The organism is Streptomyces sp. NPDC058373 (genome assembly GCF_042723275.1).
In the GTDB taxonomy this organism is placed as follows: domain Bacteria; phylum Actinomycetota; class Actinomycetes; order Streptomycetales; family Streptomycetaceae; genus Streptomyces.
The window spans coordinates 1-26,269 of sequence record NZ_JBHXJE010000021.1; the positions used below are offsets into that span (position 1 = coordinate 1).

Sequence of the window (26,269 nt, forward strand, 5' to 3'; positions counted from 1 at the left end):
GACAGGGTCTCTGACCGTTCCGGTCGAGGATTGGCCTCAAGCGCCGGCCGGGCTGGGGTTGGCTGAGGCCGTCTCCGACCGGAACGGTCAAAGACGGCCTCAAGCGCCGGCCGGGCTGAGGCCGGCCGCGGCTCAGCCCCGCTCGGAGAGCGAGGCCTTCGCGGAGTCGAGGCCGACTGCCCAGTCGGCCTCGCCGACCTCGACCTCCCAGCGCCCGTCGTCGAACTCGACCGAGGTCACGGCCCCGTCGGCGGCCCGGGCGACGGAACCGGCCGCGTCCCGGGCGGACACCTTCCCGCCCTTGACGGCGGCGAGCTCGGCCGCGGCGTCGTCCTCGTCGCGGTCGGTCTCGGCGCGCACGACCTTCCCCGTGGTGGAGTCCACCTCGATCTCGTGCACGGTCTTCCCGCCGGTGGCGACCTCGACCTCCCAGCGGGCGTCCCCGTCGTCGTCGAGGTCGGCCGAGAGCACCGTTCCGGAGGTGTGGTCGAGCGCCGCGGCGATGGCCTGCGCGACCGTCACGTTCCCCGGGTCGGCCGCGGCACCCTTGGCGTCGCGGTCGTCGTCACCCTTCTCGTCCCGGTCGTCGCGGTCGTCGTCCTTCTCGTTCCGGTCGTCCCGGTCGTCGTCCTGCTCGGACGCGTCGGTGGAGCCCTGCTCGGAGGCGAGGCTGACCCGGTCGGCGGGGGCGGCGGTGGCGGGCGCGTCCTCGGAGCTGACGGCGACCGCGGTCGCGCCCCCACCGATGACGGCGACAGCGGTGAGTGCGGCGATGACGGCATTGCGCTTCATGGCGGGTTCCTCCCGTAAGGCAGTGATCTGCGGTACGGACAACACTCTGGCCCCCGGAGGCTGAAGTCTCGCTGAAGTAGCCTGAAGGGGGCTTCAGGTTGGCTCTGGGAGTCTTGGCGCATGCGTCTGTTGATCGTGGAGGACGAGAAGCGGCTGGCCCTGTCCCTGGCGAAGGGGCTGACCGCCGAGGGGTACGCCGTGGACGTCGTCCACGACGGGCTGGAGGGACTGCACCGGGCCAGCGAGAGCCCGTACGACCTGCTGGTCCTGGACATCATGCTGCCCGGCATGAACGGCTACCGGGTCTGCGCCGCCTTGCGCGCCGCCGGGAACGACGTGCCGATCCTGATGCTGACCGCCAAGGACGGCGAGTACGACGAGGCGGAGGGGCTCGACACGGGCGCCGACGACTACCTGACCAAGCCGTTCTCCTACGTGGTGCTGGTCGCCCGGGTCCGGGCCCTGCTGCGCCGCCGTGCCGGGGCGGGCGCCTCACCCGTGCACACCGTCGGCGGCCTGCGCGTCGACACCGCCGCGCGCCGCGTGCAGCGCGACGGCGACGAGGTCGGGCTGACCGCCAAGGAGTTCGCGGTGCTGGAGCAACTGGTACTGCGCGCGGGCCAGGTGGTCTCGAAGGCGGACATCCTGGAGCACGTCTGGGACTTCGCCTACGACGGCGACCCGAACATCGTCGAGGTCTACATCAGCGCCCTGCGCCGCAAGCTCGGTGCCCAGGCCATCCGCACCGTGCGCGGCATGGGGTACCGCCTGGAGGCAGGGCGATGAAGCGGCTCTTCGGCTCGGTGCGGGCCCAGGCCACGATCGGCGCGACCCTCGTCGTGGCCGTCGCGCTGATCGCGGCGGGCACCGCGGTGCTGCTGTCGCTGCGCTCCAACCTGATCCAGGAGGCCGCCGCCCAGGCCGACGCCACAGCCCGGCAGGTCGCCTCGAAGGTGGCGGCGCGTACCGCGTACGAGGATCTGGACCTGCCCGACGACGAGGACCGGCCGGTCCAGGTGGTCGACTCCAAGGGCCGCCTGCTGGCCGTCAGCGACGACCTGGAGCGGATCAGCGGGACCGGCACCCACGCGGTCCGCCCCGACCCGGCGGCGCTGCGCGAGCCCGGCGGCGGGGGCGACGACGACGGCGGGGAGCGGCTGGAGGCCGGGGAGATCTCCGACGAGGTGGAGCGCGGCGAGGGCTCCGCCACCGTCGACGGCCACACCGCCGACTACCGCTTCTCGGCGGTCGAGGTGGAGAACGACGACGACCGCCTCACCGTATGGGCGGGCGCCCCGCTCGCCGCCGAGCAGGGCGCGGTGAGCACCGCGCAGACGGTCATGCTGATCGGTCTGCCGCTGCTGCTCGTGGTGGTCGCCGGGGTCACCTGGGGGGTGACCGGCCGGGCGCTCAAGCCGGTGGAGGGCATCCGTCGCGAGATGGCCGCGATCACCGCGTCGGAGGATCTGGGGCGCCGCGTCCCGGAGCCGTCCACCCACGACGAGGTGGCCCGGCTGGCCCGCACCACCAACGCCACCCTCACCGCGCTGGAGGCCTCGGTGGAGCGGCAGCGCAGTTTCGTCGCGGACGCCTCGCACGAGCTGCGCAGCCCGATCGCCTCGCTCCGCACCCAGCTGGAGGTGGGCCTCGCCCACCCGGAGCTGCTGGACGTGGCCGGCGCGGTGGAGGACACCGTCCGGCTCCAGGCGCTCGCCGCCGACCTGCTGCTGCTCGCCAGGCTGGACGCGGGGGAGCGGCCCACCGGCGGGCGGCTCGACCTCGGGGCGCTGGTCCGCGAGGAGGCGTCGCAGCGCGTCGGCGACCGGCTGCCGGTCGAGGTGCACGGCCGGGCCGGCCTTGAGGTGGCCGGATCGCGCGGCCAGCTCGCCCGGGTCCTCGGCAACCTGGTCGACAACGCCCAGCGCCACGCCGCCTCCCGGGTCGAGGTGCGGGTGCGGGCGGACGGCCCGGACGCGGTCGTCTCCGTCGCCGACGACGGGGCGGGCGTGCCCGCGGGGGAGCGGGAGCGGATCTTCGAGCGGTTCGTCCGCCTGGACGACGCGCGCAGCCGCGACGACGGCGGCGCCGGGCTCGGCCTCGCCATCGCCCGCGACGTGGCCGCCCGGCACGGGGGCACCCTGCGCGTCCGCGAGGCCCCGGAGGGCGGCGCCCTCTTCGAGCTGCGGCTGCCCCGGGTGCGCGGGTAGCCGGCGCGACGGCGCGACGGCGGCGGGAACGCGCGAGGGCCGGCGGACCCGGCCAGGGGTCCCCGGCCCTCGGTGGCGGTCGCGCGCCGGTCAGCCGCGGGCGGGCCGGGAGCGCAGGTGCTCGGCGACGGGGGCGAGCGCGCGGCTCAGCTCGGCGAGCGCCTCGGGGGAGAGGTGGTCCATGAAGTGGCGGCGGACGGAGGCCACGTGGTGCGGGGCGACCTCCTCCATGGTGCGGGCGCCCAGCTCGGTGAGGACCGCGTAGAGTCCGCGCCGGTCGGACTCGCAGTGCTCGCGGCGGACGTGGCCCGCCTTCTCCATCCGGGTGATCTGGTGCGAGAGGCGGCTCTTGGACTGCCGGGTGGCCTCGGCGAGGTCACTCATCCGCAGCCGCTGGCCCTCCGCCTCGGAGAGGTTGACGAGGATCTCGTAGTCGTTGTTGTTCAGGCCGAACGGCTGGAGGTCCTTCTCCAGCTCGTGCATCAGCAGGCGGCTGACATCCAGATGGGTACGCCAGACACACTGTTCCGTCTCGCTCAGCCAGCGCGTCGCCGTTTCGGTCTCCATGAGGGAATTCTACCTAAAAAGTTGAAAAGCTAACGAACGGTGGGCGGCTCGGGATGCGAGTAGGCGTTCGGCGTCACACTCCGCAGAGTACCGCTCACTGTGCGGAAGCCGCCCGGGGGCCGCCGGGATCCGGGCCGCGCCCGGACGGCGGCCGCCTCATCCGCCGCGGACCCCCGGCGCCCCCGGCGCCCCCGGAATCCCCGCCTCCCCGGGCACCGCGCCGGTCGCCCGGTCACCCATCAGCTTCTCGGTCGACTGGAGCAGCACCGTCCCCGCCCCGCTGAACTCGAACTGGTGCTCCTCCCCGGAGGCCCCGCCCAGACCCGTCAGCGACCGCACCCCGCCGAGCACCCCGCGCAGATAACCGTGATCGTAGTGGTGGTACGGCGATGGGCAGTCGGCCCAGCCCACCAGCGCCTGCGGGTCCACCCGCAGCGGCGGCTCCATGAAGACCACCGGGCCGTTCGAGGCCGCCACGAACGTGCCGGTGCCGATCAGGGTGAGGAAGCCGGGGACGATCGACTGCTTCAGGGAGAGGCTCGGCTCGAAGGCGAGGAGGTTGCCCGAGCGGACGGTGAGGTTGCCGTCGTCCAGGTCGAAGGAGTTCACGTCGAACGCCCGGTCGGCCAGCAGCATCTTCCCCGAGCCCTCGGCCACCACCCAGTCGGCGGCGTGCATCGGCGAGTGGAACGCGGAGCGGACGAGCGCGTCCAGCGGCCCGTGGCCGACGCCGTTGAAGGACATCTGCCCGTAGTAGGCGATCATCTTGCCCTTCTGGAGGAACCAGCGGCCGCCCGCCAGTTCCACACAGAAGGTGTACGGGTTGACGTTGTCGTCACCCGGCAGGGTGGCCGGGTCGAAGATCCTCGGCCCCGCCCCCGAGGCCGTCGCGAACGCGCTCACAGCTTCTCCTCCGACGCCTGCACCAGCACCGCCCCGCTCCCCGACAGCTCCAGCTGGAACGCCTCCCCCGAGCCCCGGCCGACCATCTCCCGCCAGCCGATCGCGGTCGTCAGCCTGTTCCGCACGTCCCCGTGGTGCGCCACGTACGCCTGCGGGTCGACGTGCACCGGCCGCTGCGGGGTGATCGGCACCTCCACGACGCCGCCGTGCGCCATCACCGCCACCGCGCCGTGCCCGGTCAGCGCCGTGGTGAACAGGCCCTGCCCGGAGACCTGGCCGCGCACCATGCCCATGACGCCGCCCTGCGAGCCGAGGAAGACGGTCTGCTGGCGCAGGCTTCCCTCGAAACAGAGCAGCCGGTCGGACTCCACGTACAAGGTGTCCCCGGACAGCTCCACCACCTGCACGTGGTGGCCGCCGTGGCCGAAGAGGACCGTGCCGCTGCCCTCCACCGTCATCAGCGGGGCCGCCTCGTTCGCCACCCGGCGGCCGATCATCGACAGCACGCCGCCCTGGCCGCTCCCGATGTCCGGCGTGAAGGAGACCTCGCCCCGGTAGGCGAGCATCGCGCCGCGCTGGCTGTACAGCCGGGTGCCCGGCACCACCGTCGCCTCGATCATCTTGTGGTTGACCTCGCGGAACCCCATCAGAGGTCACCCCCGAACGTCGCCCGCTCGCTCGGCTGCACGTACACCACGCCCTCGCCCTCGAACCGCAGCTGGAACGCCTCGCCGCCGCCCTCCCCGAAGAGCGTCCGCGCCCCCGCCCCGCTCTGGAAGCTCCGCCGCACCTCGCCCTGGTGGGCGATGTACGCGCCGGGGTCGACGGTCAGCGGATACGCGCCGCTCACCCGCAGTGCCACCACCGGCCCCGCCGACATCACCGCCGCCTGACCGGTGCCCTCGACCGTGGTGGTGAACAGGCCGTTGCCCTGCGCCGCGCCGCCCAGCCCCGTGAACGAGGTGCCGGTGCGCAGGCCGCCCTCGGTGCAGAGCAGGTTGTCCGCCTCTACGTGCAGGGTCTCGCCGGAGAGCCGGACCAGGCTGACGTCCCTGGCGCTGTCCGCGAACCAGCACGTGCCCTCGCCCTTCACCTCCATGACCTCCATCTGCTCCCCGGTCAGGCGGCGGGTCACCATGCCGCGCAGGCCGTTGCCGCCTCCCGTCAGCTTCTTGAACGTCATCCGCCCGTCGTAGGCGACCATCGACCCGTTCTTCGCCCGGACCGTGTCGCCGGTGAGGTCGGCCACCAGCATCGCGCTGCCTTGCAGTCGGAACTCAGCCACGCCCCGACCGTAACCGCCCGCCGCCCCCGGGCACAGGCCGCACAGTGGCGGTACGCCACCCCGGGCGGACCCTGGTTCAAGAGCGGGCAAAGGAAGCTGCCACAATGGCTCCGGAGCTTGTGCACGCGTTCACAAGATCGCCCCGCGGGCTCCGCCCGTCCGGCCCGTCCGTCCGTGCTCTGCCCGGCCCCCGACCTCGAAGGTTGCCCCCTCGTGGACATCAAGACCGCTTCCGCACTCCGCCGCCTGCGCCTGGTCTCGGCTCCCGAAGCCGTGTCGTTCCTGCTGCTGCTCGTCTGCTCGGTGCTGAAGCGCACCACCGAGTTCAACGCGGTCCCGGTCATGGGCGCGCTGCACGGCCTCCTCTTCGTCCTCTACGTCCTCTTCTGGCTGGACGCCTGGAACCGCACCAAGTGGTCCTTCGGCCGGGCCGCGCTGTACTTCGTCCTCTCCGTCCTGCCCTTCGGCGGCTTCTACGCCGAGCGCAAGCTCAAGGAGGAGGCCGAGGGCGCCGTGGACGCCGCCATCGCCGCCCGCGCCCGCAAGGAGCGGACCGACGACGGGGTGGACGCAGGGGCCACGGCATGATCGTCGCCTTCTCCGTCACCCCGCTCGGCGTCGGTGAGGACGTCGGCGAGTACGTCGCCGACGCCGTCCGCGTCGTCCGCGAGTCGGGCCTGCCGAACCGCACCGACGCCATGTTCACCTCGGTCGAGGGCGAGTGGGACGAGGTCATGGACGTCGTCAGACGCGCCGTCGCCGCCGTCGAGGCCCGCGCCCCGCGCGTCTCGGTCGTCATGAAGGCCGACATCCGCCCGGGTGTGTCCGGGGGGCTCGTCTCCAAGGTGGAGACGGTGGAGCGGTACCTGGGGGAGTGACACCGGGGGCCTGGCCCCCCACCCGGCGCGGCGCGCGGAGCCTGACTCCGCGCGCCGTCGCCGTTTGCGGGGCGCGCAGTCGGGCCAGGCCGTCCAGGAAGGCGCGTACCACCGCGGCGAACTCCCCGGACGCGGAGGCGCGCACGGTGTGCCCGGTGTCGAGCGCCACCAGCCGGTCCGGCCCCGCCGCGCCGCCATCGCCTCCGCCTGCTCCGCGCTCAGCGTGCCGCTCCGCTCTCCCCGCACCAGCAGCGCCGGGCGGTCGGAGGCCGGCCAGTCGTCCCGGTGGCCGCCCTTCAGCAGGCCCTGCGAGGCGACCACGCTCTCGGGGCCGAAGGCCGGGCCCCCACCTGTCCGCGTACCCGACCGCCTGCGCCGCGTACGGCAGCGATTCCCCGAGCCCTCCGCCAGCGCCCCGTACGCGGGCGCGCGGCGCGGCCGGCCGAGGCGGAACGACAGGTCGTCGCGGACCTCCGCCCCGAGCTCCTCGACGACCGGGGCGCTCACCGGGCCGGGGTGGCGGGCGGCGAGGCATGGGCGGCGGCCTGCCACCCGGTACGACAGCGGGCGCCGGCCGCCCGCCCCTACCCCGTCCCCCACCCCGCCCCCGGCACCCGGGTGACCCGTCACCCGATCGCCAGCCCCTACCGCCCGCACGGCGGCGTCCGGATCGACACGTGGGGGGGAGGCGACGTCTCGTGGGGTGTGCTGGCCCGTCGTCGAACATGTGGAGGGCGTTGTGCGGCCGGACGGTTACGACTACGACACCCACAGCCGAATAGCCGGGCCCCTGACCGAGCCCGCCCCCGACTACCGCGTCGAGTACCGCAGGCTGCTGGCGTCCGAACCGCACCGCATACGGGCGGTCCTGCTCATGACGCTGGCCCCGCTGCTCACCGGGCTGCTCATGGTCTACCTGGTCTGGCCCAGCCACTGGACCGACCGCGACGGCGGGGAGAGCTGGCTGGTGGTGCTCGACCGGACGATGCTGGTCGCCGTCGGCCTCATCGGGTTCTTCATGCTCGTCAACGTCGTCTCCATCGCCCACGCCACGCTGATGGCCCGCGACCCGGTCCCGGTCACCCCCGAACCCGGCACCCGTGTCGCCTTCCTCACCACGTACGTGCCCGGCAAGGAACCCCTCTCCATGGTCCGGGCCACCCTCCAGGGCGCCGTCCGGCTGCGGCACGAGGGCCCGCTGGACGTCTGGCTCCTCGACGAGGGCAACGACCCCGACGCCCGCGCCCTCTGCGCGGAGCTGGGGGTGCGGCACTTCACCCGGTGGGGCGTCCCGGACTGGAACCGCGACAAGGGCGCCCACAAGGCCCGTACCAAGCACGGGAACTACAACGCCTGGATCGCCATGCACGGCGACGCCTACGACTTCTTCGCCTCGGTCGACACCGACCACGTGCCGCTGCCGGAGTTCCTGGAGCGGATGCTCGGCTACTTCCGCGACCCGGACGTCGCCTTCGTCGTCGGCCCGCAGGTCTACGGGAACTACACGACGCCGGTCACCAAGGCCGCCGAGTCGCAGCAGTTCCTCTTCCACGCGCTGATCCAGCGGGCCGGGAACGGCTACCGGGCGCCGATGTTCGTCGGCACCAACAACGTCGTGCGGATCAGCGCGGTGAAGCAGATCGGCGGCCTCTACGACTCGATCACCGAGGACATGGCGACCGGCTTCGAACTCCACCGCACCCGCAACCCGCTCACCGGCCGCCACTGGCGCTCCGTCTACACCCCCGACGTGCTCGCCGTCGGCGAGGGCCCCGCCTCCTGGACGGACTTCTTCACCCAGCAGCTCCGCTGGTCGCGCGGGACGTACGAGACGCTCTTCAAGCAGTACCGGAAGGCGCCGTTCAAGATGCCCGCCGGACGGCTCTTCTCGTACTCGCTGATGCTGGTCTACTACCCGATGACCGCCGTCAACTGGCTGCTCGGCGTGACGAGTTGCGTGCTCTTCCTCTGGTTCGGGGCGTCCGGCACACAGGTGGCGGCGTCGGTCTGGCTGATGCTTTACAGCGACGCGGCCGCCCTCCAGGTCGGGCTGTACCTGTGGAACCGGCGGCACAACGTCTCCCCGCACGAGCCCGCCGGCTCCGGGGGACTGGCCGGGATGGCGATGTCCGCGCTCTCCGCGCCGATCTACCTCAAGTCGCTCGGCGGGGCGCTCCTGCGCCGCCCCTGCCGCTTCGTCATCACCCCCAAGGGCGGTGACGCCAGCGCAGACCGGCTGCTGACCTTCCGTGTCCATCTCTTCTGGGCGGGGGTGCTGGCCACTTCCCTGGCCGCCTCCTTCGTCCTCGGCCACACCCACGTGGCGATGCGGACCTGGGCGTTCCTGGGCCTCGCGATCTCGCTGGCCCCGGTCGCCGTCTGGTCCGGCACCTGCCGGCTGGAGCGCCGCCGCGCGCTGGCCGCCGTCCCCGCCGTGCAGAGCGCCACCGCCACCGCCACCACCACCGGCGAGGTGGAGCCCGCCGCCGCCCTCGTCAGCAGCATCCCGTCCGGAGGGAACTGAGCCATGGCCTACCGGCCGACCGGGAAGTTCAAGAAGACCGCGCTCGGCGTCGGCGGCGTCGCCGTGCTGGCCGGGCTGAACGCCCCCGCCGCGATCTCCTTCGCCCAGGAGCAGTACCACGAGTACAAGATCTCCCAGCCCGCTTACCAGAAGAAGTACGGCTCCTGGAAGAAGGTGTCGATCCCGGACGAGTACCGGACCAACGCCATCCACGCGGCGCTGCTGCACACCGGCAAGGTCCTCATCGTGGCGGGCTCCGGCAACGACCAGGCCAAGTTCGACGAGGGCTCGTTCGACACGGTGCTGTGGGACCCGCGCGACGACTCCTTCAAGAAGATCGACACCCCGGAGGACTTCTTCTGCTCCGGCCACACCCAGCTCGCCGACGGCCGCCTGCTGGTCGCGGGCGGCACCGCCCGGTACGAGGTGCTCGACGGCGCCGTCGAGCAGGCCGGCGGCGGCATGCGGGTCAAGAACGAGAACCCGGACAAGGACGTCACGCTGAAGAAGGGCACCCGGTTCCGCTCGCCGTCGGGCACCGAGTACGTCAGCCGCTTCGACGTGACGGTCCCCAGGGCCGTCAAGAAGCACGAGGGCGGCTCCGGGCGGAACGGCCGCGCCCAGCCCGAGAAGGTCACCGTCAAGGCGAGCGAGGCCCGCGTCTGGGTGGAGGCCACCGGCAAGGGCGGGCAGTACGCGAGCGAGGGCGCCGCCCAGTACGAGATCGTCGGCCTGAAGGGCGAGGACGCCGACAACACCTACGGCCTCGCCGAGAAGATCAGCCTCGACAAGCAGGACTTCCAGGGCATCCGCGCCGCCTACGAGTTCGACCCGGTCGCCGAGAAGTACCTCCCGGTCGACCCGATGGCCAAGGCCCGCTGGTACCCGACCCTGGTCACCCTCCAGGACGGCAAGGTCCTCGCCGTCTCCGGCCTCGACGACGTCGGCGTGATCGACCCCGGGGACAACGAGATCTACGACCCCGAGACCAAGAAGTGGTCCAAGGGCCCCTTCCGCTACTTCCCGACCTACCCGGCGCTCTTCCTCACCAAGGGCGGCAAGCTCTTCTACCCGGCCTCCAACGCCGGGTACGGGCCCGCCGAGAAGGGGCGCGAGCCGGGGATCTGGGACATCGAGAAGAACACCTTCCAGAAGGTGCCGGGCCTCACCGACCTCGACCAGACGGAGACCTCCGCCTCGCTGCTGCTGCCGCCCGCCCAGGACCAGAAGGTGATGGTGCTCGGCGGCGGGGGAGTGGGCGAGTCGGAGAAGTCCACCCGCCGCACCGCCGTCATCGATCTGAAGGAGCAGAACCCGGCCTTCAAGCCGGGCCCGGACCTCCCGCAGGGCACCCGCTACCTGAACAGCGTGATCATGCCCGACGACTCGGTCTTCACCACCGGCGGTTCCTACGACTACCGCGGCCGGGGCGCCTCCAACATCCTCAAGTCGCAGTTCTACGACGCCCGCACCAACTCCTTCACCCCGGCCGCCGAGCCCACCGTCGGCCGCAACTACCACTCCGAGGCGCTGCTGCTGCCCGACGGACGGGTGGCCACCTTCGGCTCCGACTCGCTCTTCGGCAACAAGGAGAACACCAAGCTCGGCACCTTCGAGCAGCGCATGGAGGTCTTCACCCCGCCCTACCTGCACAAGGCGTCGGACGGGAAGCGGCCCGCGCTCGGCAAGGGGCCCGAGGAGGTGGAGTACGGCGCCACCGCCACCTTCCCGGCCAAGGACGCGGGCGCCATCACCAAGGCCAGGCTGATGCGGCCCAGCGCCGTCACCCACACCACCGACGTCGAGCAGCGCTCCATCGACGTGGAGCTGAAGAAGACCAGGGACTCGGTCACGATCACGGTCCCCAAGGACCCGGCCCTGGTGCCGCCCGGCTGGTACATGGTCTTCGTCAACACCGCCGACGGCACGCCCTCCGAGGCGAGCTGGATCAGGGTCGGCTGACCTCCCCGGCCCAGGGGCGGGGCCGGGCCCCGCCCCCGCTCACCCCTTGGTGTTCCGGGCCAGCCCCAGCGCGTACTCCGGCCACCAGGTGCCCGCCGACGGGCCGCCCCGGCAGGCGCCGTCGGACTCACCGGGCCGCTTGACCCACAGGTACGCGTCGAGCAGCGGGTCCCCCGTACGGGTGGTCGGCGGTGTGCCGAGCGCGCGGCCCGGCGGGTTGCACCAGGCGTCCTGCCCGGCGGCGCCGAGCGGGCCGTTGCCGTTGCGGCTGGTGTCCACCACGTAGTGGGCGCCGTCGAGCAGGCCGGAGAGCCGCTTGCCGTAGGCGCGGGTGGCGGCGTCGGTCTGGAAGTTGGAGACGTTGAGCGAGAAGCCGTCGGCCCCGGCGACCCCGGCCCGCCGGAGCGGATCCGCGATCTTCTCCGGGTCGTCGATCCAGGCCGGGTTGCCGGCGTCCAGGTAGACCTTGACGCCGGGCTGTTCCTTCAGCCGCTCGATGGCGCCGGAGATCAGCGTGGACCGCTCGCCGTGGTACTCGGCGGGGGTGCAGCCGTCCACCATGTGCGGCACCGCGTCCGGCTCCAGCACCACCACCGCCTTGCTCTCCCCGATCGCCGAGGCGAACGCGTCGATCCACTCCCCGTACGCCGCCCGGTCGGCGGCCCCGCCCGCCGAGTGCTGGCCGCAGTCGCGGTGCGGCACGTTGTAGGCGACCAGCACGGCGGTGGAGCCGGTGCGGGCCGCGCCGCCGGTGACCCGGCGCACCGCGGGCACCGGGTCGTCCCCGGCCGGCCAGACCGCGGCCGGCTGCTGGGCGATCCGCTCCAGCAGCGCCGCCTGCCCGGCCTTGCCCTCGACCCGCAGCCGGGCCGCCTCGACGGCGGCCGGCGACTCGGGGTCCACCCAGAACTCGGGAGCGGTGGCCGCGGCGGCCGACGGGCGGGCGGGCTCGGCCTCGCGCCCGTCGGGGGCGGAGTCGTCGGCGGTGCAGGCGGGGGTGGCGGCGAGCAGGGCGAGCAGGCCGAGGGGGAGGAGCGGGCGGACCAACCGGGCGGGGACACGCTGCAGCCGGGACATTCCCCAGCCTCCTTGGGGGGACGGACGGACGTGCGAAGGGGTGGAGTGCGACCGCCCCGAGCCTTGGCCGCATACCCCGCAGCGCCGGGGCGGCCCGGTGGGGGACGGGCACCTGCGCGATCTTCGCACCGGGATCGCCCAGGTCAGGGGCGTCGCGGCTCTCCCGCGCGGCAAGTTGCCCCGATCGGCCCCGCCGTTCCCCGCGGCCCGCCGTCCGGCGCCGCTCCCGGCGCGGGCCGACCGAAGGGCGAGACAGGGCTGACCGCGATATGACCGGCCGGTAGGGTCGTGCCCGTGCCGAAGCCGCTCAGCCTCCCCTTCGACCCCATCGCCCGCGCCGACGAGAGCTGGCGGGAACGGTGGGGCTCCGTGCCCTCGATGGCCGCGATCACCTCGATCATGCGCGCCCACCAGATCCTCCTCGCCGAGGTCGACGCCGTCGTCAAGCCGTACGGCCTCACCTTCGCGCGGTACGAGGCGCTGGTGCTGCTCACCTTCTCGCGCGCCGGTGAGCTGCCGATGTCGAAGATCGGCGAGCGGCTGATGGTCCACCCGACCTCGGTCACCAACACCGTCGACCGGCTGGTCCGCTCCGGCCTGGTCGCCAAGCGCCCCAACCCCCAGGACGGCCGCGGCACCCTCGCCTCCATCACCGGCCAGGGCCGCGAGGTGGTCGAGGCGGCCACCCGCGACCTGATGGGGATGGAGTTCGGCCTCGGCGCCTACGACGCCGAGGAGTGCGCCGAGATCTTCGCGATGCTGCGCCCCCTGCGGGTCGCCGCACACGATTTCGAGGACGCTCCGTAGGGCGGGCACCACGGGGTGAACAGGGGTTGGGGTGCCGCAAGATCGGCCCGGGGGTGCGGTTAGGCTCGGGGCCATGAAACGCAGCGTGCTGACCCGGTACCGGGTCATGGCCTATGTCACCGCAGTCATGTTGCTCGTGCTCTGCGTGAGCATGGTGTTCAAGTACGGCTTCGACATGGGGGCCGACGTCACCTTCGTGGTCTCCCAGGCTCACGGCCTGCTGTACATCATCTACCTGGTCTTCGCCTTCGACCTCGGCGCCAAGGCGAAGTGGCCGGTCGGCAAGTTGCTGTGGGTGCTGCTCTCGGGCACCATCCCCTTCGTCGCCTTCTTCGTGGAGCGCAAGGTCACCCGCGAGGTCGAGCCGCTGGTCCAGGACCGCGTCCCGGCCGAGGCGAAGGCCAGCGCCTGACGCCTGGCCCGCGCGCGCCACGCGAACCCCCGGAAGCCCGCCGCTTCCGGGGGTTCCGGCGTTCCGGGAGCCCGTCCTGTCACGGATGGCCGTACCCCATCGACATGTACTAGGACGTCCAAGTAGTTTTGGGGTATGGACGCTGACGCCATCGAGGAGGGCCGCCGCCGCTGGCAGGCCCGTTACGACCGGGCCCGCAAGCGGGACGCCGACTTCACCACGCTCTCCGGGGACCCGGTCGAGCCCGTCTACGGCCCGCGGCCCGGGGACACCTACGAGGGCTTCGAGCGCATCGGCTGGCCCGGGGAGTACCCGTACACCCGCGGCCTGCACCCCACCGGCTACCGGGGCCGTACCTGGACCATCCGCCAGTTCGCCGGCTTCGGCAACGCCGAGCAGACCAACGAGCGGTACAAGATGATCCTCGCCAACGGCGGCGGCGGACTCTCGGTCGCCTTCGACATGCCGACGCTGATGGGCCGCGACTCCGACGACCCGCGCTCGCTCGGCGAGGTCGGCCACTGCGGCGTCGCCATCGACTCCGCCGCCGACATGGAGATCCTCTTCCGGGACATCCCGCTCGGCGACGTCACCACCTCGATGACGATCTCCGGCCCGGCCGTCCCGGTCTTCTGCATGTACCTGGTCGCCGCCGAACGCCAGGGCGTCGACCCGGCGGTGCTCAACGGCACACTCCAGACCGACATCTTCAAGGAGTACATCGCCCAGAAGGAGTGGATCTTCCCGCCCGAGCCCCACCTGCGCCTCATCGGCGACCTGATGGAGCACTGCGCGCGGACCATCCCGGCCTACAAGCCGCTCTCCGTCTCCGGCTACCACATCCGCGAGGCCGGGGCGACGGCCGCGCAGGAGCTGGCGTACACCCTCGCCGACGGCTTCGGCTACGTCGAGCTGGGGCTCAGCCGCGGCCTGGACATAGACGCGTTCGCCTCCGGTCTCTCCTTCTTCTTCGACGCCCACCTCGACTTCTTCGAGGAGATCGCCAAGTTCCGCGCCGCCCGCCGCATCTGGGCCCGCTGGATGAAGGAGGTCTACGGCGCACGCACCGACAAGGCGCAGTGGCTGCGGTTCCACACCCAGACCGCCGGGGTCTCGCTCACCGCCCAGCAGCCGTACAACAACGTCGTCCGCACCGCCGTCGAGGCGCTCTCCGCCGTCCTCGGCGGCACCAACTCGCTGCACACCAACGCCCTGGACGAGACCCTCGCCCTCCCCAGCGAGCAGGCCGCCGAGATCGCCCTGCGCACCCAGCAGGTCCTGATGGAGGAGACCGGCGTCGCCAACGTCGCCGACCCGCTCGGCGGCTCCTGGTACGTCGAGCAGCTCACCGACCGCATCGAGGCGGACGCCGAGAAGATCTTCGACCGCATCCGCGACCGGGGCCACCTCGCCCACCCCGACGGGCAGCACCCCATCGGCCCGATGACCTCCGGCATCCTGCGGGGCATCGACGACGGCTGGTTCACCGGCGAGATCGCCGAGTCCGCCTTCCAGTACCAGCGGGCGCTGGAGAAGGGCGAGAAGCGCGTCGTCGGCGTCAACGCCCACACCGGCTCCGTCACCGGCGACCTGGAGATCCTGCGGGTCAGCCACGAGGTCGAGCGTGACCAGGTCCGCGAGCTGGGCGAGCGCCGGGCCCGCCGCGACGACGCCGCCGTCCGCGCCCGGCTCGCCGCCATGGTCGACGCCGCCCGCTCCGGCGCCAACATGATCGAGCCGATGCTGGAGGTCGTCCGCGCCGAGGGCACCCTCGGCGAGATCTGCGACGCCCTGCGCGACGAGTGGGGCGTCTACACGGAGCCGCCCGGCTTCTGATCCGGTCCCGCCCTCATGCCGTACCGAGGCCGCCGCCCCCCGCTGCCGGGGAGCGGCGGCCTCGCGCGTGCCGGGCGGCGCGCGCCGGGCTCACGCCTCGAAGTCCACCACCGTGACTTCGTCGGCCGCCTCGTAGGTGGCCAGGGCCAGTCCGAGTCCGAGGAAGGTCGGCGCCCACTCACCGACGAAGATTCCCCACCGGTCGGCCCGCTCCACCCCGCGTGACTCGGCCTTCAGCGAGCCGGCCCACGAGCAGAGGGACAGGCCGATCGAGACGAAGGCCGCGCAGTACGCGTGCTCGCTCTTCAACCCCTTGTCGTGCAGCTTCTTGACGATCATGGCGCTCCCTGGGAGTAGGAAGGGGGACCACTTCATCGTCGGCCCGGGCGGGGCGGTCCGCATCCGGGGCCGGGGGCGGACGGGGGCGCCGCGGTCAGCCCAGCGCCGCCGGCAGCCCCGCGATCAGCAGTCCGGCCAGCGCCTGGGCCCACGCCTCGTCCACCGGCTCGGCGCTGACCAAAGCGCGGTGCACCACGGCGCCGGCGATCACGTCGAAGATCAGGTCGGCGTGCTGCTCGGCGACGGCGGGTTCGGTCTCGTAGGGGAGTTCGCCGCGGCGCTGGGCGCGGGCGCGGCCCTGGAGGACGAGGCGTTTCTGGCGGTCCACGATGGTGGTGCGGATGCGCAGCCTGAGCGCCGGGTCGGTGGTGGACTCGGCGACGACCGCCATCAGCGCCGTCCTGGTCTCCGGCCGCTGGAGCAGCTCGCCGAACTGGAGGACCACGCCGACCACGTCCGCGGTGAGGCTGTCGCCCTCGGGCAGCACCAGCTCGTCGAAGAGCTCCGCGACCGCGTCCACGACCAGCTCGTTCTTGCCCGCCCACCGCCGGTACAGCGTGGTCTTGGCGACCCCGGCCCGCTGGGCGACGTCCCCCAGCGACATCCGGGACCAGCCGAGTTCGACCAGGGCGTCCCGGGTCGCCGCCAGGATGGCGGCGTCCGCCGCCGCGCTGCGCGGGCGGCCGGTGCGGGCGGGAGGGGTGCGGCTCTGCATGCCAGCGACTGTATCGAGGGCTACCGAACGGTCAGTATGCGGCGGCGCCGTGACCCGGATCACCCGGCGCCCCCTGACACGGAGTGCCTCGGGCAGTTACGCTACGACTCGTAGCGAAAGCTCGTGCGCACCCACGGGCGACAACCACAGGCGCGGGTGGGGACCCGGCGCCGGACCGGCTCCGGCCGGAGCAGTACGACAACACGTCACGGAAGAGCAGGGGACCGCCGGCCTGCCGGCGGAAGGGAAACGCCGTCGTCCGCCGTTCGACGGGTTTCCCACCACGCGCGCGGAGGGGGGAGGATGTACGCATGCAGCCACGGAACATGTCCATGAGCGGAGTCGTCGACCTCGCCGCGGTGAAGCAGGCCCAGGAAGCCAAGGTCAAGGCCGAGCAGGCCCGCGCCGAAGCCGCCCGACAGGGCGGTACCGGTGCGGTACCCGCGTCGAGCCTGGTCATCGACGTCACCGAGGCCGGCTTCGAACGCGATGTCCTCCAGCGCTCCACCGAGGTCCCGGTCGTCATCGACTTCTGGGCCGAGTGGTGCGAGCCGTGCAAGCAGCTCGGCCCTCTGCTGGAGCGGCTGGCGCACGAGTACAACGGCCGATTCCTGCTGGCCAAGGTCGACGTCGACGCCAACCAGATGCTGATGCAGCAGTTCGGCATCCAGGGCATCCCGGCCGTCTTCGCCGTCGTCGCGGGCCAGGCCCTGCCCCTCTTCCAGGGAGCCGCCCCCGAGGCCCAGATCCGGGAGACCCTCGACCAGCTCATCCAGGTCGGCGAGGAGCGGTTCGGCCTCACCGGCCTCGCCGTCGACCCCGGCTCCGACGCGGGCGACCCCGCCGCCGTCCCCGAGGAGCCCGCCGGGCCGTACGACGCCCTGCTGGAGGCCGCCGTCCAGGCGCTCGACGCCGGTGACCTCGACGGCGCGGTCCGCGCCTACCAGAACGTCCTCTCCGACGACCCGGCCAACACCGAGGCCAAGCTCGGCCTCGGCCAGGCCGAACTCCTGCGCCGCGTCAGCGGTCTCGACCCGCAGCAGGTCCGCCAGGACGCCGCCGAGCGCCCGGCCGACGTCGCGGCGCAGGCCGCCGCCGCCGACCTGGACCTGGTGGGCGGCCACGTCGAGGACGCCTTCGGCCGGCTGGTCGACACCGTGCGGGTCACCGCGGGGGACGACCGGAACAAGGCCCGGCTCCACCTGCTCGACCTCTTCGAGGTGGTCGGCGCCGAGGATCCGCGGGTGACCGCGGCCCGTACGGCTCTGGCCCGGGTGCTGTTCTGAGCACCTGACGCGCGCCCCTGTGGTGTGCGGAGCGATTTGACGACAGAGAGACTCAAGCGGCCGCGCTTTACCAAAACTTGGTAATCGCGGCCGCTGTTACTCGGAGTAAGTCCGACCTCGTCGTCGATGCGCATCTGTCATCCCGAGTGATGATTTGTCACCCCTCCTCGCGGCACCGTCCGTACCCGCCTCGCACCGCTGTGCACCGCTTCGGTCATCCAGCCGTTACTAGCCGGTAATGAACCCCTTGTGTCCGGGCCCCGAATGCACCACGATCGGCGACGCTCGGTCCATTTCCCGCACCCCGGCAGCCATCCGGGTCCATGGGTTCTCTGGGTCCCCACCGAGCAGGTCGAAACCGCGGGTTTCGGCCTGGACAGGGGGGTCTCTGCCATCGGCAGGGCCTGTCCGAACCGGCTGCGCATCCCCGTGCGAGGCGTGGCCAGTGGTTGTCGCTCGGGGGTGATCGCCGCCGAACCGGACACTCCGCGCCCACGAGGCGCGGCGTGCGCGGTCGTAGGCGCTCTCCTTGCCGAGGACGTAGCACTTCTCCCATCCCTGCCCGGCTGAGCCGCCCATTCGGGACCAGTCAGAGGCCGGAGATGTACGTCCGAGAAGGAGGAATGTCATGGAGTCCGTGGCTCGTGGCGGGACCAGATGGAAGCGGTTCGCCGTCGTCATGGTGCCCACCGTCGCCGCTACCGCGGCGATCGGCGTGGCCCTGTCGCAGGGTGCGCTCGCGGCGTCGTTCGCCGTGTCCGGCCAGTCGTTCAAGGTGTCGGCGGACAAGCTCGTCGGCAACGGGTTCGTCCAGTACGGCGGTGTCGACACCGGTTACGACCTGAAGGGCGAGAAGGCCGCCCATCCGGTCGCGATCTCCGCGTTCAAGAGCGCGCAGATCAGCAACATGTGCCAGTCCGTCGTCACGCCGGACGTCCCGCTCATCGGCACCATCAGCCTGCAGCTGAAGGCCGGTACGGGTAAGGCGCCGGTCGAGGCCGAGAACCTGTACATCGACGTCGCCCAGCTCGACGCCGACGCCGAGTTCAAGAACATCAACATCGGTGTGGCCGCCGGCGAGAGCACCAAGGGCCCTGGCATCAAGAAGGGTGACCAGGCCAACCCTTACGGCTTCTCGCAGGAGGCCGACGCGGCCACCCTGAAGAACGTCAAGCAGACGGCGTGGGCCACCACCGCCGGAACCTTCAAGCTGAGCGGTCTCAGCATGAAGCTGCACAAGGGCGTCAAGGAGTGCTACTAAGCACTCCCTGGGCGGGCGCGGAGCGGGCCGCGGTGTGCTCGGGGTGTGAGCCCCGGAGCGCCGCGGCGGGTTCCCCGCCCGCCACTCCATCTTCTCTCCACGCATTGCCGGTTCCAGGGAGCTGTTTTCCATGAGCGCCGAGTCCCCAGGGCTGAGCGACCGATTTCACTACTGGCGGCGTCGCTTCCGGGTGTGGCGCGGCAGCCGCCCGTTCTGGGCGGGGCTGCTGACGATGCTGGGCGGCATCCCCATCGCCTACCTGCCGTACGCACAGCTCACGCTGGGGCAGTTGAGCCTGCGGATGGCCACCACGGCGGGCGCGGGATCGCTGATCATCGGCGTCCTGCTGGTCACGCTTGGACTGACGATGTGGTTCCAGTCCATCGTCCGGGTGTTCGCGGGCGTCGCGGCGATCCTTCTCGCGCTGGTCTCCATACCGGTGTCCAACCTCGGCGGGCTGCTGATCGGCTTCCTGCTGGCCATGTTCGGCGGGGCCCTCTCGATCTCCTGGGCCCCGGGCAAGACCGCTCCCGAAGGGGGCGGGCAGAGCGCGCAGCCGGTCGCGGCCGGGCCGGAAAAGGACGTACCGGTCGCCGGGTCGGCAGCGCCCCAGCCCGAGCCGGTCGCCGGGGGCGGGAGTGCCCAGGCGGACGGCACGACACTTGAGACCAACGGCGGGAGGCACCGTGCGGGGTGACGAGGCGCAACTGGCTGCCGATGAGGGCGGTAAAGCCCCCGGCAGAACCGGGCCGCGTCACGCGGCCCCCCGGAAGTCGCTGCTGACGAAGCTCCAGATACCCGCGGGCAAGGCGTTCGCCCTGGCCGCGATGCCCACGGCGGTCTTCGTGGGAATGGGCCTGACACCCAAGCTGGCCCTGGCCGACGACAAGGCGGACATCCCGCGCGGCGGCCCTTGTGTGACCCGCTCCGACGAGCCGTCCGAGTCGGCCGGACCGGACGCGACGCCCACCCCCGAGCCCGGCGCCTCGAAGCCGGCCTCACCGGGCGCCACGCCCGCCCCGTCCGCCTCCCCGTCGGCCCCGGCCGAGGGCGTGGCCACGCCGGACGAGCCGGCGCCCGCCCCGGCCGACGAGCAGCCCACCGCCGAGCCGGAGCCTGAGAAGACCCGGAACCCGCTCGACCCGCTGGGCGTCGGCGACGCGCTCAAGGACCTCTTCACCCCCGGGGACAAGAAGTCCGAGGAGCCCGAGCCGGAGCCCTCCGCCTCCGAGAAGGCGGACGAGAAGGGCGACGCGAAGGCGGACGGGAAGTCCGGCGGCACCGCGGAGAAGGACGACGCGGAGACGGCGGACAAGAAGGCCGAGGACAAGAAGGCCGCCGACAAGGCCGAGGCCGCCGAGAAGGAGGCCGCCGACAAGGCCGAGGCCGCCGAGAAGGAGGCCGCCGACAAGAAGGCCGCCGAGGAGGCCGAGCTCAGCCCGGCCGAACAACTGAAGAAGGAGATCGAGGACGCGGCCCGGAAGAACGGCGTCTCGGTCAGCGAGCTGGCCGCCGGGGCACAGGGTGCCGTCGGCGCGGCGGACGACGACCCGTGCGCGCCGGACCCGAAGGCGCTGGCCGACCTCGACCTGGAGCCGGGGATCCCGCTCCTTCCCGACGACCCGTGGCGGCTGGAGAGCAGCCGGCTGACGCTGGGCGGCCTCGACTACCACGGCGTGGTCAAGGTGAAGACGTACAGCGGCAAGGTGAAGCCGGTCCTGAAGTTCACGGCGAAGACCACGGACATCAAGGACCTGCACCAGCTCACCGTCGGCCCGAAGGGGCAGACCGGCCACGTGAAGGGCGCGGCGGGATCGACCTCGACCATCAGGGACGGCGAGGTCACCATGTACACCGAGGAGCTGAAGGGGAACCTCTTCGGGCTGATCCCGATCACCTTCAGTCCCGAGAGCCCGCCCCCGCTGAATGTGCCCTTCGCCTTCTTCACCAAGGTCAAGGTCGTCCAGGCGGGCCAGTTCGGCGGCACGCTCACCGTGCCGGGCCTGCAGAACTACTTCACCGACGGCGGCTGATCCCGCCTCCGTCCCCCAGACCCGTCCGGGAGCCGCAAGAAGACCGTGCCCCGCGTCCTTGGCCAAGGACGCGGGCCACGGTCGTGACCGCCGGACCCAGCGGGGCAGGTGCTCGTCCGGCGGAGTCAGAGGGTCAGCTCCGGGCGCCCCCGAGGTGGTGGACCCGGACCATGTTGGTGGTGCCGGGGACGCCGGGGGGCGAACCGGCGGTCATGACGACGGTGTCGCCGTCGTTGAAGCGGTTGAGCCCGACCAGCTCCTCGTCGACCTGCTCCACCATGGCGTCGGTGTTGTCGACGTAGTCCACCACGTGGCTCTCCACGCCCCAGCTCAGCGTCAGCTGGTTGCGGGTGGCCTCGTCGGTGGTGAAGGCGAGGATCGGCTGGGCCGCGCGGTAGCGGGAGAGCCGCCGGGCGGTGTCCCCGGACTTGGTGTACGCCACCAGGGCACGGGCGCCGAGGAAGTCGGCGATCTCGGCGGCGGCGCGGGCCACCGCACCGCCCTGGGTGCGCGGCTTCTTGCCCGGGACCAGCGGCTGGAGGCCGCGCGAGAGCAGCTCCTGCTCGGCGGCGACGACGATCTTCGACATCGTCTTGACCGTCTCGATCGGGTACGCGCCGACGCTGGACTCGGCCGAGAGCATCACCGCGTCGGCGCCGTCCAGGATGGCGTTGGCGACGTCGGAGGCCTCGGCGCGGGTCGGCCGGGAGTTGGTGATCATCGACTCCATCATCTGGGTCGCCACGATCACCGGCTTGGCGTTCCGGCGGCAGAGGCTCACCAGGCGCTTCTGCACCATCGGGACCTTCTCCAGCGGATACTCCACCGCGAGGTCGCCGCGGGCCACCATGACGCCGTCGAAGGCGAGCACGACGGCCTCCATGTTGGCGACCGCCTGCGGCTTCTCGACCTTGGCGATGACCGGGACCCGGCGGCCCTCCTCGTCCATCACCTTGTGGACGTCCTTGACGTCCTCGGCGTCCCGGACGAAGGAGAGCGCGACCAGGTCGCACCCCATCCGCAGGGCGAACCGCAGGTCGTCGATGTCCTTCTCGGAGAGGGCGGGGACGTTGACGGCGGCGCCGGGCAGGTTGATGCCCTTGTGGTCGGAGATGACCCCGCCCTCGATGACGATGGTCTCGACGCGGGAGCCGTCGACGCCGGTGACCTTCAGCTCGACGTTGCCGTCGTTGATGAGGATCGGGTCGCCCTTGGCGACGTCGCCGGGCAGCCCCTTGTAGGTGGTGCCGCAGATCGACTTGTCTCCGGCCACGTCCTCGGTGGTGATGGTGAACTCGTCACCGCGCACCAGCTCGACCGGGCCCTCGGCGAAGGTCTCCAGCCGGATCTTGGGGCCCTGGAGGTCGGCGAGGACGCCCACCGCCCGGCCGGTGTCCGCGGACGCCTGGCGGACACGGCGGTACCGGTCCTCGTGCTCGGCGTGAGATCCGTGGCTCATGTTGAAACGGGCCACGTTCATGCCGGCCTCGATGAGCGCTTTCAGCTGCTCGTACGAGTCGACGGCGGGGCCCAGCGTGCAGACGATTTTGGAACGGCGCATGGGGCGGATCCTATCGGTTTGTTTCCTTGCGGAATATTCCATCTGGCGGAAGGTACATATGGGCGGGCGGGCGCTCAGCCGGGCGGCGCGCCGGGGGAGCCGGCGCCGTCCGGGGCGGGCCGGGTGTCCGGCCCCACCAGTGCGTAGGTCTGCTCGGCGATCTCCAGTTCCTCGTCGGTCGGCACCACCGCGACGGCCACCGGCGAGAAGCCCGGGGAGATCAGCCGGGGCTCGCCGGAGCGGGCCGCGTTCCGTTCCCGGTCCACCGCCATGCCGAACCCTTCGAGCCCGTCCACCGCGGCCTGGCGGACCGCGGCGGCGTTCTCCCCGACGCCCGCGGTGAAGACCACCGCGTCGACCCGGCCGAGGACGGCCGCGTAGGCGCCGATGTACTTCTTCAGCCGGTGGATGTACATGTCGAAGGCGAGCCGGGCGTCCTGGTCCCCCTCGCCCATGCGCCGGGTGATCTCGCGCATGTCGTTGTCCCCGCATATGCCGAGCAGGCCGCTGCGCTGGTTGAGCAGGGCGTCGGTCTCGTCGGTCTCCATCCCCGCGACCCGCTTCAGGTGGAAGACGACGGCCGGGTCGATGTCGCCCGACCGGGTCCCCATCATCAGCCCCTCCAGCGGGGTCAGCCCCATCGAGGTGTCGACGCAGGCCCCGCCGCGGATCGCCGCCGCCGAGGCGCCGTTGCCCAGGTGGAGGGTGATGAGGTTCAGCTCCGGCAGCGGCCGGTCCAGGAGCTCCGCGGTCTTCCGGGCGACGTACCCGTGCGAGGTGCCGTGAAAGCCGTAGCGGCGCACCCGGTGCGCGTCGGCGGTCTCGCGCTCCATCGCGTAGCGGGAGGCGTACTCCGGCATCGTGGTGTGGAAGGTGGTGTCGAAGACCGCCACCTGCGGCAGGTCGGGGCGCAGCTCCTGGGCGGTACGGATGCCCATCAGGTTGGCCGGGTTGTGCAGCGGCGCCACCGGCACCAGCCGCTCGATCTCGGCCAGCACCGCGTCGTCCACGACGGTCGGCCGGGTGAAGAGCCGGCCGCCGTGCACCACCCGGTGCCCGATCGCCGCCAGTTCGGGCGAGTCGAGGCCGAGGCCGTCCTCGGCCAGCTCGGCCGCGACCGCCTCCAGCGCCTCCCGGTGGTCGCGGACCGGCCCGGTCCGCTCCCGCTGCTCCCCGGACCCGTCGGTCAGCGGGGTGTGCGTCAGCCGCGAGGTCGCCTCGCCGATCCGCTCCACCAGGCCCACGGCGAGCCTGCTGCCGTCGGCCATGTCCAGCAACTGGTACTTGACCGACGAGGAGCCGGAGTTGAGGACGAGGACGCGGTGCGGCCGCGGGCCCTGCTCGGTACTCACGTGCTGCCTTCCTCCGTACGGGTCGGGGTCGGGGCCGGGGGCCGCGACGCGCTCACGCGCCGCTCTCCTGGGCCTGGACGGCGGTGATCGCGACGGTGGTCACGATGTCCTGGACGAGGGCGCCCCGGGAGAGGTCGTTGACCGGCTTGCGCAGGCCTTGGAGGACCGGGCCGACGGCGACCGCCCCGGCCGACCGCTGCACCGCCTTGTACGTGTTGTTGCCGGTGTTGAGGTCCGGGAAGATCAGCACCGTCGCCTGCCCGGCCACCTCGGAGCCGGGCAGCTTGGCCGCCGCCACCGTCGGCTCCACCGCCGCGTCGTACTGGATCGGCCCCTCGATCAGCAGGTCCGGGCGCCGCTCGCGGGCCAGCCCGGTCGCCTCCCGCACCTTCTCCACGTCGGCGCCCGAACCGGAGCTGCCGGTCGAGTACGACAGCATGGCGATCTTCGGGTCGACCCCGAAGCGGGCGCCGGTCAGTGCCGACTGCACGGCGATGTCGGCCAGCTCCACGGCGTTCGGGTCCGGGTTGACCGCGCAGTCGCCGTAGACCAGCACCCGGTCGGCGAGGCACATGAAGAAGACGGAGGACACCAGGGTGGCGTCCTGGCGGGTCTTGATGATCTCGAAGGCGGGCCGGATGGTCGCCGCCGTGGAGTGCGCCGAGCCGGAGACCATGCCGTCGGCCAGCCCCTCCTCGACCATCAGCGTGCCGAAGTAGTTGACGTCGGCCACCACGTCGTACGCCAGCTCCACCGAGACGCCCTTGTGGGCGCGGAGCTCCGCGTACCGCTCGGCGAAGCGCTGCCGCAGCTCCGGCTCCTGGGGGTCGATCAGCTCCGCCCCGCCGAGGTCCACGCCCAGGTCGGCGGCCTTCTTGCGGATCGTCTCGACGGGGCCGAGCAGGGTGAGGTCGCAGACCGAGCGGCGCAGCAGCACGTCGGCGGCGCGCAGCACCCGCTCCTCGGTGCCCTCCGGCAGCACCACCCGGCGGCGGTCGGCGCGGGCCCGCTCCAGCAGCTTGTGCTCGAACATCATCGGCGTGACCCGACCGGTGGCGCCGACCGAGATCCGGTCCAGCAGCTCCCCGGTGTCCACCCAGTCCTCGAAGAGGCCGAGCGCCGTCTCCGCCTTGCGCGGCGTCGCCGCGTCCAGCCGCCCCTCCAGGGTGAAGAGCCGGGTGGCGGTCGGGAAGCTGTTGCCCGGTACGGAGACCACCGGCGTGCCCGGCGCCACCCGCGAGGCCAGCGTCAGCACCTCGGGCCCCGGCCGCTCGCCGAGGGTCAGCAGCACCCCGGCGATCGGCGGGGTCCCCGAGCTGTGCGCGGCCAGCGCCCCCACCACCAGGTCGGCCCGGTCGCCGGGGGCCACCACCAGACAGCCCGGGGTGAGGGCGTGCAGGAAGGTCGGCAGGGTGGCGCCGCCGAAGACGAAGTCCAGGACGTCCCGGGCGAGCCCGGCGTCGTCGCCCAGCAGGACCGTGCCGTCCAGCGCCCGGGAGATCTGCCGGACGGTGGGCGCGGAGAGCGCCGGGTCGTCGGGGAGCACGTAGCAGGGGACGGGCAGGTGGGCCCGCAGTCGCTCCGCGACCACCTCGCGGTCCTCGGCGGCGACCCGGTTGACGCCCAGGGCGAGCACGTCGCAGCCGAGCGCCTCGTAGGCGCGGTAGGCGTTGCGGGCCTCGGCGCGGACCGACTCGGCGCTCTGCGCGCGGCCGCCGACGACGGGCAGCACGGAGGCGCCGAACTCGTTGGCGAGACGGGCGTTGAGCGCCAGTTCGTCGGGGAGCTGGGTGTCGGCGTAGTCGGTGCCGAGTACGAGGACCACCTCGTACGCGCGGGCGACGGCCAGATAGCGGTCGACGAGCTGCGAGACCAGGGCGTCGGTGCCCTGCTCGGCCTGGATCCCCGCGGCCTCGCGGTAGTCGATGCCGTGCGCGGTGACCGGGTCCTGGCTGAGCCGGTAGCGGCCGCGCAGCACCTCGAAGAGGCGGTCCGGACCGTCGTGCACCAGTGGCCGGAACACCCCCACCCGGTCGACCCGGCGGGTCAGCAGCTCCATCAGACCCAGCTCGAAGACCTGCCGGCCGTCGCCCCGGTCGGTTCCGGTGACGTAGACGCTGCGTGCCACGCGTCCGCTCCTTCCGCTGGTCCCGTGCCGCCGCCGGGCGGCAGCCCGATGCGCACGTCTGTGCCCCTCGCCCGGTCGCCTGCCCATCCTGGCCGGGAGCGACCCCTGCCGCCGCCAGATCCTTGCGAGGACGGCCCTCGGCTCCCGGAGTGGAGCGGTGTCGCTTTTGCTACGGTATGCACACCGACGATACCGGTGTGCGGGCGGCGGCTCTTGTTCGGCGGCACCCGCGTTCCGCCGGTCAGGGGTGGGGGTTCGCCGCCGGGGCAGGCGGCCTGTGGAGCGCGGCGGAATCCGGAGCCCGCGCACCCGGCCGTGGAGGGCGCCGCGAGCGCTCGAGGTGA

24 protein-coding genes are annotated in these 26,269 nt (G+C 72.4%); 13 read left to right on the forward strand and 11 right to left on the reverse strand.

Features of this window, described 5'->3' with window-relative positions; translation table 11 throughout:
- Nucleotides 1-132 precede the first annotated feature (132 nt).
- Nucleotides 133-792, reverse strand: a complete 660-nt coding sequence (locus tag ACFWMZ_RS14745) for a PepSY domain-containing protein (RefSeq protein WP_383175971.1) — start codon at nucleotides 790-792, stop codon at nucleotides 133-135.
- A gap of 120 nt (nucleotides 793-912) precedes the next feature.
- Between ACFWMZ_RS14745 and ACFWMZ_RS14750 the strand changes: the two genes are divergently transcribed.
- Together ACFWMZ_RS14750 and ACFWMZ_RS14755 are read left to right on the forward strand one after the other, a co-directional pair.
- Complete coding sequence (locus ACFWMZ_RS14750; RefSeq protein WP_383175974.1) at nucleotides 913-1,578, forward strand: response regulator transcription factor; 666 nt, start codon at nucleotides 913-915, stop codon at nucleotides 1,576-1,578.
- On the forward strand, nucleotides 1,575-2,999 hold the full coding sequence (locus tag ACFWMZ_RS14755; protein WP_383201797.1) for an ATP-binding protein: 1,425 nt from the start codon (nucleotides 1,575-1,577) through the stop codon (nucleotides 2,997-2,999). The genes ACFWMZ_RS14750 and ACFWMZ_RS14755 overlap by 4 nt, the downstream gene beginning before the upstream one ends.
- Nucleotides 3,000-3,089: 90 nt before the next feature.
- Here the strand turns inward: ACFWMZ_RS14755 and ACFWMZ_RS14760 are convergent, their stop codons facing one another.
- The 4 genes from ACFWMZ_RS14760 to ACFWMZ_RS14775 all read right to left on the reverse strand — a co-directional run bounded on the left by ACFWMZ_RS14760 (nucleotide 3,090) and on the right by ACFWMZ_RS14775 (nucleotide 5,754).
- Nucleotides 3,090-3,566: a MarR family winged helix-turn-helix transcriptional regulator gene (locus ACFWMZ_RS14760; RefSeq protein ID WP_383175980.1), complete on the reverse strand. Its 477-nt coding sequence runs from the start codon at nucleotides 3,564-3,566 to the stop codon at nucleotides 3,090-3,092.
- Nucleotides 3,567-3,722: 156 nt separating this feature from the next.
- The gene (locus ACFWMZ_RS14765; RefSeq protein ID WP_383201800.1) at nucleotides 3,723-4,469 is read right to left on the reverse strand and encodes an AIM24 family protein; all 747 of its coding nucleotides are present in this window, start codon (nucleotides 4,467-4,469) and stop codon (nucleotides 3,723-3,725) included.
- Complete coding sequence (locus ACFWMZ_RS14770; RefSeq protein ID WP_383175986.1) at nucleotides 4,466-5,116, reverse strand: AIM24 family protein; 651 nt, start codon at nucleotides 5,114-5,116, stop codon at nucleotides 4,466-4,468. The genes ACFWMZ_RS14765 and ACFWMZ_RS14770 overlap by 4 nt, the downstream gene beginning before the upstream one ends.
- A complete protein-coding gene (locus ACFWMZ_RS14775) occupies nucleotides 5,116-5,754 on the reverse strand; it encodes an AIM24 family protein (RefSeq protein ID WP_383175989.1) in 639 nt (212 codons plus the stop codon). The genes ACFWMZ_RS14770 and ACFWMZ_RS14775 overlap by 1 nt, the downstream gene beginning before the upstream one ends.
- A 213-nt stretch (nucleotides 5,755-5,967) precedes the next feature.
- On the opposite strand from ACFWMZ_RS14775, the gene ACFWMZ_RS14780 reads away from it, so the two are divergent.
- The 4 genes from ACFWMZ_RS14780 to ACFWMZ_RS14795 all read left to right on the forward strand — a co-directional run bounded on the left by ACFWMZ_RS14780 (nucleotide 5,968) and on the right by ACFWMZ_RS14795 (nucleotide 11,118).
- Nucleotides 5,968-6,342, forward strand: coding sequence for a DUF3817 domain-containing protein (locus tag ACFWMZ_RS14780; protein WP_383175991.1), 375 nt, complete (start codon nucleotides 5,968-5,970; stop codon nucleotides 6,340-6,342).
- Nucleotides 6,339-6,632: an MTH1187 family thiamine-binding protein gene (locus tag ACFWMZ_RS14785; protein WP_383175994.1), complete on the forward strand. Its 294-nt coding sequence runs from the start codon at nucleotides 6,339-6,341 to the stop codon at nucleotides 6,630-6,632. The genes ACFWMZ_RS14780 and ACFWMZ_RS14785 overlap by 4 nt, the downstream gene beginning before the upstream one ends.
- A gap of 739 nt (nucleotides 6,633-7,371) precedes the next feature.
- On the forward strand, nucleotides 7,372-9,156 hold the full coding sequence (locus tag ACFWMZ_RS14790) for a glycosyltransferase family 2 protein (protein WP_383175997.1): 1,785 nt from the start codon (nucleotides 7,372-7,374) through the stop codon (nucleotides 9,154-9,156).
- A 3-nt stretch (nucleotides 9,157-9,159) separates the two neighbouring features.
- Entirely contained in the window at nucleotides 9,160-11,118 is a 1,959-nt protein-coding gene (locus ACFWMZ_RS14795) for a galactose oxidase-like domain-containing protein (protein ID WP_383201803.1), read from the forward strand.
- 39 nt (nucleotides 11,119-11,157) lie between these two features.
- Here the strand turns inward: ACFWMZ_RS14795 and ACFWMZ_RS14800 are convergent, their stop codons facing one another.
- Nucleotides 11,158-12,195, reverse strand: coding sequence for a glycoside hydrolase family 6 protein (locus ACFWMZ_RS14800; protein WP_383201806.1), 1,038 nt, complete (start codon nucleotides 12,193-12,195; stop codon nucleotides 11,158-11,160).
- Between the two features lie 294 nt (nucleotides 12,196-12,489).
- Here ACFWMZ_RS14800 and ACFWMZ_RS14805 point away from each other — a divergent pair, with 294 nt between their 5' ends.
- The 3 genes from ACFWMZ_RS14805 (at nucleotide 12,490) to ACFWMZ_RS14815 (ending at nucleotide 15,250) form a co-directional block, all read left to right on the forward strand.
- Entirely contained in the window at nucleotides 12,490-13,002 is a 513-nt protein-coding gene (locus ACFWMZ_RS14805) for a MarR family winged helix-turn-helix transcriptional regulator (protein WP_383176006.1), read from the forward strand.
- A gap of 73 nt (nucleotides 13,003-13,075) precedes the next feature.
- Nucleotides 13,076-13,414, forward strand: coding sequence for a DUF3817 domain-containing protein (locus tag ACFWMZ_RS14810; RefSeq protein WP_383176009.1), 339 nt, complete (start codon nucleotides 13,076-13,078; stop codon nucleotides 13,412-13,414).
- A gap of 135 nt (nucleotides 13,415-13,549) precedes the next feature.
- Nucleotides 13,550-15,250 (forward strand): methylmalonyl-CoA mutase, encoded by a 1,701-nt coding sequence (locus tag ACFWMZ_RS14815; protein WP_383176012.1) that lies wholly within the window; start codon nucleotides 13,550-13,552, stop codon nucleotides 15,248-15,250.
- Nucleotides 15,251-15,340: 90 nt separating this feature from the next.
- On the opposite strand, the gene ACFWMZ_RS14820 is transcribed toward ACFWMZ_RS14815, so the two are convergent.
- Together ACFWMZ_RS14820 and ACFWMZ_RS14825 are read right to left on the reverse strand one after the other, a co-directional pair.
- Nucleotides 15,341-15,589: a hypothetical protein gene (locus ACFWMZ_RS14820; RefSeq protein WP_383176015.1), complete on the reverse strand. Its 249-nt coding sequence runs from the start codon at nucleotides 15,587-15,589 to the stop codon at nucleotides 15,341-15,343.
- Between the two features lie 94 nt (nucleotides 15,590-15,683).
- Complete coding sequence (locus ACFWMZ_RS14825; protein WP_383176018.1) at nucleotides 15,684-16,304, reverse strand: TetR/AcrR family transcriptional regulator; 621 nt, start codon at nucleotides 16,302-16,304, stop codon at nucleotides 15,684-15,686.
- A 311-nt stretch (nucleotides 16,305-16,615) separates the two neighbouring features.
- Between ACFWMZ_RS14825 and ACFWMZ_RS14830 the strand changes: the two genes are divergently transcribed.
- The 4 genes from ACFWMZ_RS14830 (at nucleotide 16,616) to ACFWMZ_RS14845 (ending at nucleotide 20,884) form a co-directional block, all read left to right on the forward strand.
- Entirely contained in the window at nucleotides 16,616-17,590 is a 975-nt protein-coding gene (locus ACFWMZ_RS14830; protein WP_383176021.1) for a tetratricopeptide repeat protein, read from the forward strand.
- Between the two features lie 628 nt (nucleotides 17,591-18,218).
- The gene (locus tag ACFWMZ_RS14835) at nucleotides 18,219-18,851 is read left to right on the forward strand and encodes a DUF6230 family protein (RefSeq protein WP_383176024.1); all 633 of its coding nucleotides are present in this window, start codon (nucleotides 18,219-18,221) and stop codon (nucleotides 18,849-18,851) included.
- 130 nt (nucleotides 18,852-18,981) lie between these two features.
- Nucleotides 18,982-19,548, forward strand: a complete 567-nt coding sequence (locus ACFWMZ_RS14840) for a DUF6114 domain-containing protein (protein ID WP_383176027.1) — start codon at nucleotides 18,982-18,984, stop codon at nucleotides 19,546-19,548.
- The gene (locus tag ACFWMZ_RS14845; protein ID WP_383201809.1) at nucleotides 19,538-20,884 is read left to right on the forward strand and encodes a hypothetical protein; all 1,347 of its coding nucleotides are present in this window, start codon (nucleotides 19,538-19,540) and stop codon (nucleotides 20,882-20,884) included. The genes ACFWMZ_RS14840 and ACFWMZ_RS14845 overlap by 11 nt, the downstream gene beginning before the upstream one ends.
- A 133-nt stretch (nucleotides 20,885-21,017) precedes the next feature.
- Here ACFWMZ_RS14845 and pyk read toward each other — a convergent pair whose 3' ends face one another.
- From pyk to pta, 3 genes are all read right to left on the reverse strand, one after another.
- A complete protein-coding gene (gene pyk / locus ACFWMZ_RS14850) occupies nucleotides 21,018-22,445 on the reverse strand; it encodes a pyruvate kinase (RefSeq protein WP_383176033.1) in 1,428 nt (475 codons plus the stop codon).
- 74 nt (nucleotides 22,446-22,519) lie between these two features.
- Nucleotides 22,520-23,797: an acetate kinase gene (locus tag ACFWMZ_RS14855; RefSeq protein ID WP_383176036.1), complete on the reverse strand. Its 1,278-nt coding sequence runs from the start codon at nucleotides 23,795-23,797 to the stop codon at nucleotides 22,520-22,522.
- A 52-nt stretch (nucleotides 23,798-23,849) separates the two neighbouring features.
- Entirely contained in the window at nucleotides 23,850-25,925 is a 2,076-nt protein-coding gene (gene pta, locus ACFWMZ_RS14860) for a phosphate acetyltransferase (RefSeq protein ID WP_383176039.1), read from the reverse strand.
- Nucleotides 25,926-26,269 lie beyond the last annotated feature (344 nt).

Bases quoted from the DNA above. Each gene is read 5' to 3' on its own strand.
- ACFWMZ_RS14745 (WP_383175971.1), bottom strand. From the start codon at position 792: ATGAAGCGCAATGCCGTCATCGCCGCACTCACCGCTGTCGCCGTCATC.
- ACFWMZ_RS14750 (WP_383175974.1), top strand. From the start codon at position 913: ATGCGTCTGTTGATCGTGGAGGACGAGAAGCGGCTGGCCCTGTCCCTG.
- ACFWMZ_RS14755 (WP_383201797.1), top strand. From the start codon at position 1,575: ATGAAGCGGCTCTTCGGCTCGGTGCGGGCCCAGGCCACGATCGGCGCG.
- ACFWMZ_RS14760 (WP_383175980.1), bottom strand. From the start codon at position 3,566: ATGGAGACCGAAACGGCGACGCGCTGGCTGAGCGAGACGGAACAGTGT.
- ACFWMZ_RS14770 (WP_383175986.1), bottom strand. From the start codon at position 5,116: ATGGGGTTCCGCGAGGTCAACCACAAGATGATCGAGGCGACGGTGGTG.
- ACFWMZ_RS14785 (WP_383175994.1), top strand. From the start codon at position 6,339: ATGATCGTCGCCTTCTCCGTCACCCCGCTCGGCGTCGGTGAGGACGTC.
- ACFWMZ_RS14795 (WP_383201803.1), top strand. From the start codon at position 9,160: ATGGCCTACCGGCCGACCGGGAAGTTCAAGAAGACCGCGCTCGGCGTC.
- ACFWMZ_RS14800 (WP_383201806.1), bottom strand. From the start codon at position 12,195: ATGTCCCGGCTGCAGCGTGTCCCCGCCCGGTTGGTCCGCCCGCTCCTC.
- ACFWMZ_RS14810 (WP_383176009.1), top strand. From the start codon at position 13,076: ATGAAACGCAGCGTGCTGACCCGGTACCGGGTCATGGCCTATGTCACC.
- ACFWMZ_RS14815 (WP_383176012.1), top strand. From the start codon at position 13,550: ATGGACGCTGACGCCATCGAGGAGGGCCGCCGCCGCTGGCAGGCCCGT.
- ACFWMZ_RS14820 (WP_383176015.1), bottom strand. From the start codon at position 15,589: ATGATCGTCAAGAAGCTGCACGACAAGGGGTTGAAGAGCGAGCACGCG.
- ACFWMZ_RS14825 (WP_383176018.1), bottom strand. From the start codon at position 16,304: ATGCAGAGCCGCACCCCTCCCGCCCGCACCGGCCGCCCGCGCAGCGCG.
- ACFWMZ_RS14830 (WP_383176021.1), top strand. From the start codon at position 16,616: ATGCAGCCACGGAACATGTCCATGAGCGGAGTCGTCGACCTCGCCGCG.
- ACFWMZ_RS14835 (WP_383176024.1), top strand. From the start codon at position 18,219: ATGGAGTCCGTGGCTCGTGGCGGGACCAGATGGAAGCGGTTCGCCGTC.
- ACFWMZ_RS14840 (WP_383176027.1), top strand. From the start codon at position 18,982: ATGAGCGCCGAGTCCCCAGGGCTGAGCGACCGATTTCACTACTGGCGG.
- pyk (WP_383176033.1), bottom strand. From the start codon at position 22,445: ATGCGCCGTTCCAAAATCGTCTGCACGCTGGGCCCCGCCGTCGACTCG.